This is a genomic window from Nonomuraea sp. NPDC003201, from assembly GCF_053590415.1.
The window spans coordinates 1-4,370 of sequence record NZ_JBSFTC010000550.1 but is presented as its reverse complement, the minus strand read 5'-3'; the positions used below and the strand labels follow the sequence as shown (position 1 = coordinate 4,370).

The window sequence follows — 4,370 nt, the reverse complement described above, 5'->3', positions numbered from 1 at the left end:
GAGCCGGAGGATCATGTCGGCGCTCGGGTTGGACTTGCCCGTCTCCACCAGGCTGCCACGGGACCCGGCCGGCCTTGATCCCACCACACGGGGTTGAGCACCAGAGACATGGCGGCTCCGTCCACGGCCGCCCCGGGCGGGCCGCCCGGGGCGGCGGCCCTCATTCCTTGACCACAATCTTGCTGATCACCACGAACCCGCCGAGCGCCCCCGCGGTGCCGGCGGCGGTCGTGGTGGTGAGGTTGACCACCAGGTCATAGGTGCCGGGGGAGAGCTGACCCCGCATCGGGACGGAGGCGGTGTATCTGCCCGAGCCAGGCGTGAAGGTCAGTTCGACAGGGGGTGAGGGGTGCCTGGTCTCACCGCCGCCCAGCAGGTCGGCGATGATCTCCACGTTCCAGCGGCCCGCCAGCCAGTCGATGAGCTCGCCGGCGACCTCCCAGCTCACGTCCACGGTCCAGCCCTCGTTACGGTGCACGACGTTCGTGGGTTGCGCGCCGGGATCGACAACCTGGCCGTGGAGAACGCCGGCGAGTTGCTCGGCCGGTACTTTCATCACCTGGAATTCTCCGGTTGCCATTCCGCTCTCCTTTCCGGTGGGAACGTCGTCCCCGTGTGAAGGAGCAGAGCGGCAGCCGAGGCGGCGAAATACCTGTCCGTTCTGTCAATAAATGCCGGGCATTGGGCAGACTCCGGCGATCATGATCAGGTCGCCGGGGCCCGCCGTGACGACGCTCTCGCCGTTGAGGGACACACGGGCCGCGACCGCGGACGACAGGTAGCCGTTGACGCCCTTCACCACCAGATCGCCCAGCCCGCCGCCGGTCAGCCGCAGCACGGCCGCGCCGCCGTCCGCGGCGGCGATCTCGACGGTCCCGTACGGCGTCCGGACCCCGATCGGGCCCCGGTTTCCGGCCTGGACGAGCACGATCAGGTAGTGGACGTCCCGGTCCGGATGGCTGCGCAGGAAGGCGTCGGCGGCGCCGTACAGGACGAGGGAGCCGTCTTCGTCGGCGGCTGGCGCGGACGGCGTGAGCAGGGCGCACGGCGCGAGATCCTCGTCCAGCGCGGGGACGGGCCCGTCAACCAGCACCCGGCCGCCGGCGGCGGCGTAGTCGGCGAGCAGCCGCTGCACGCTCCGGTGCATGAACGGGCCGCCGGGCACGGTCACGGACCGGTACGCGCCCAGCTCCCCGGCCGTCGTGTCCTCCAGGTCGACCAGCGCGTAGTCCAGGCCGCGCTCGCGCATCCGCTCGTGGAAGGCCCGCAGCGGCCGTCCGCAACCCGGTCCGTCGGCACCCGAAAGTGCCGCGATCCCGGCGTACGGCAGGTAGAGGCCGAACGCGTCGCGCGCCGTGCCCGCGCACTCCAGGAACTCCGCCCCGTGCACGGCGAAGAAGTCCGCCAGCGCCCGCACCACCGGCGCCTTGCCGGTGGGCGAGCCGTCGGCGTCGATCGGCGCGCAGTCCGGGTACGGCCCCTCGTGCGCCGCGTCGAGCTCCGGCGCCCAGCCCGAGGTGGAGACCCCGGTGTAGACGTTGAACCCGGTCGCGCCCGCCGCCATGGCCAGCAGCGACTGGTGGAAGCTGGTCGCGCCGTCGATGTAGGCGGGGTCGTAGAGGCGGGAGAAGCCCCAGTTCTCCTCCAGGTTCGGGCCGGGGGCGAGCTTGGCGGCGATCACGTAGCGGGCCTGGGCGTCGCGCTCGGCCGACACCACGCCCATCCAGTTGGTGAAGCCGTACGAGATGCCGCCCCACAGCCGCGGCCTGACCCTGGCCAGCCAGTCGTCCAGCTCGGGGACGGTCGGCGGGTTCAGGTTCACGAAGACGGGCAGGCCGGAGCCGACGGCCTGGGCCCAGACGCGGTAGACCTCGGCCAGGTACTCGGCGTGGAAGCGGCCCCAGTCGGCCCGCGCGAGCAGCCCACCGGCCCTGGGCGGCGGCTCGACCTCGGCCCAGTCCGCGTGCGCCGTCGCGTGCGCCGCGTTGTACGCCTCCGGCGTCCCGTACCAGGACCGCAGCCGGTCCCGGTAGAACGCCAGCCCGGACGGGCTGTAGTCGTAGGCGGTCAGCGGCAGCGCCCCGCTGGTGTAGATGCCCTCGTTCGCGATCTGCAGCGCGATCACCGGAGCCGCGCCGGCCAGCACCTCCTTGCCCACGGCCGACAGCCACTGCGTGGCCCTGGTCAGGAACGCGGCGCCGAGCGGCGCGGGCAGCGGCCGGGAGACGGAGCCGTCCGACCAGCGGGACGGCTTCCCCTCGGCGTCGAGCAGCGGCTCGATCGACGGGTCCGCGTCCGGGTCGACCCAGTCGGGCAGCCCGCCGTAGCCCACCTCGGCATGGATGAACGGGCCCGGCTTGGCGATCACCCGCAGCCCCAGCTCCGCGCAGAGCGCCAGGAAGCCGACGACGTTCCTGGCCGGGTGGGTGGCCCCGGTGAAGTCGGGGGCCAGGCCCGGCTCCGGCTGGTGGTGCCGCCAGGGCAGGTAGCAGGTGACCACCTCGATCCCGAGCTCGTCCCGCACGGCCCGCAGCCGGTCGGCCCAGACGGCCGGGTCGTCGCGGTAGTAGGGGTAGTCGGCGGTGACCAGCACCCGGCCGTCGATGAGCACTCTTGTCCTCCTCAGGCTTTGAGACCGGTGAACGCGATGCCCTGCAGGATGCGGCGCTGGAAGACGATCAGCACGGCGATCACCGGCAGGACGGCGAGCGTGGCGCCGGCCATGATGTAGTACGCCCGCCCGCCGTCGGGGCTGGCGACGAGCTGCTGCAATGCCAGCGGCAGCGTGTACAGCTCGGGGTCGTTGGTGACGACCAGCGGCCAGACCAGGTCGTTCCAGTGGAACAGGAAGCTGGTGATGGTCACGACCGCCAGTACCGGCTTCGACAGCGGCAGCACGATCCGCCAGAAGATCTGCATGCGGCCCGCGCCGTCGATGAGCGCGGCCTCCTCCAGCTCGGCCGGGATCGACAGGAAGAACTGCCGCAGCAGGAAGATGTCCAGGACGGAGGCGATGTTCGGGACGATGAGGCCCCATCCGGAGTCGAACATGCCGAGCGCCTGCGTGACGTGGATGCGCGGCACCAGCAGCGTGATCGCGGGCACCATCATGCCGCCCAGCATGATCACGAACAGCCTGTCGCGGCCCGGGAACGGGATCCGCGCGAACGCGTACGCGGCCAGCGCGTCCACCAGCAGCTTGGCCGGCACCAGGATCGCGCACACCCAGACGCTGTTGACGAACGCGTTCCCGAGCCCGCCGACGTCCAGCACGTAGTCGTAGTTGTCCAGCGTGGCCGCCCACTCGCCGGTCTTCTTGTCGAGCGGCAGCAGGTTGGGCACCTTGCTGTAGATGTCCTGCCCGTGCTTGACCGAGGTGGCCAGCATCCACAGGAACGGCACCACCGACACGGCCGCCAGCAGCACCAGCGCCACGTAAAAGGGGGCCTTCCTCATGCCGCCTCCTGCTTGACGAACCTGAACTGCAGCGCGGTCACGATCATGATGAAGACGAGCAGGATGAACGACATCGCGCAGGCCGCCCCCATGGCGTCGTAGCGGAAGGCGAACAGGTAGAGGTGGAGCACGTACGTCAGGCCCGACTGCTCGGGGCCGCCGGTGACGCTGCGCCCGTTGCCGGAGAAGATCACGTACACCAGGCCGAACACCTGCAGCGCCGCGATCACCCCCGTCACCAGCAGGTAGAACGTGGTGGGCCGGAGCATCGGGAAGGTCACCCGCCAGAACCGCTGCCAGGGGCCGGCCCCGTCGATGACCGCCGCCTCCGTGATCGCGCCGGGGATGCCCTTGAGGCCGGCGAGATAGATGATCATCGAGATGCCGCACTGCCAGGCCGCGATGAACGCCAGCGCCGGGATGACCAGCTCGGGGGTGTTGAGCCAGTTCTGCCCCGGGATGCCGAACAGGCCGAGCACCGCGTTGATCAGGCCGTACTGGGGGTCGTAGAGCCAGCGCCAGATCGCGCCGACCGCCGCCTCGGCCGTGACGACCGGCAGGAACAGCAGCAGCCTGAACAGGTTCGCGCCGCGCCGGATCGCGTTCAGCAGCAGCGCCTGCGCCAGCGCGGAGACCAGGGTCAGCGGGACCGCGATGAGGGTGTACTGCAGCGTGACGCCGACCGACTTCCAGAAGTGCGGGAATTTCACGTCGTCGAAGAGCAGGTCGGCGTAGTTCGCCAGGCCCACCCAGGCGGCGTCGGAGCGCAGGTTCCAGTCCGTGAAGCTGTAGTAGAGCGCCGACAGTGCCGGATAAAGCAGGAATATCAGGAAATAGGCAAGCGCGGGGGTGACCAGGAGCCAGCCGATGAGCCGGTCGCGGCGGCGGGCCGACGGCCGCCGCCGCGATCTGGT

General features: G+C 70.7%; 4 protein-coding genes. All 4 read right to left on the bottom strand.

Annotated elements, in window-relative coordinates; genetic code table 11:
• Positions 1–160 precede the first annotated feature (160 nt).
• Positions 161–580 carry a hypothetical protein gene (locus ACWDX9_RS60430; protein ID WP_397370912.1) on the bottom strand — a complete coding sequence of 140 codons (420 nt, stop codon included), beginning with the start codon at positions 578–580 and terminating at the stop codon, positions 161–163.
• An 84-nt stretch (positions 581–664) separates the two neighbouring features.
• On the bottom strand, positions 665–2,611 hold the full coding sequence (locus tag ACWDX9_RS60425) for a beta-galactosidase (protein ID WP_449972944.1): 1,947 nt from the start codon (positions 2,609–2,611) through the stop codon (positions 665–667).
• An 11-nt stretch (positions 2,612–2,622) separates the two neighbouring features.
• The gene (locus tag ACWDX9_RS60420) at positions 2,623–3,456 is read right to left on the bottom strand and encodes a carbohydrate ABC transporter permease (protein WP_350727139.1); all 834 of its coding nucleotides are present in this window, start codon (positions 3,454–3,456) and stop codon (positions 2,623–2,625) included.
• Positions 3,453–4,370: carbohydrate ABC transporter permease (locus tag ACWDX9_RS60415; RefSeq protein ID WP_449972942.1), on the bottom strand; the 918-nt coding region annotated here is incomplete at its 5' end. The genes ACWDX9_RS60420 and ACWDX9_RS60415, both read right to left, overlap by 4 nt.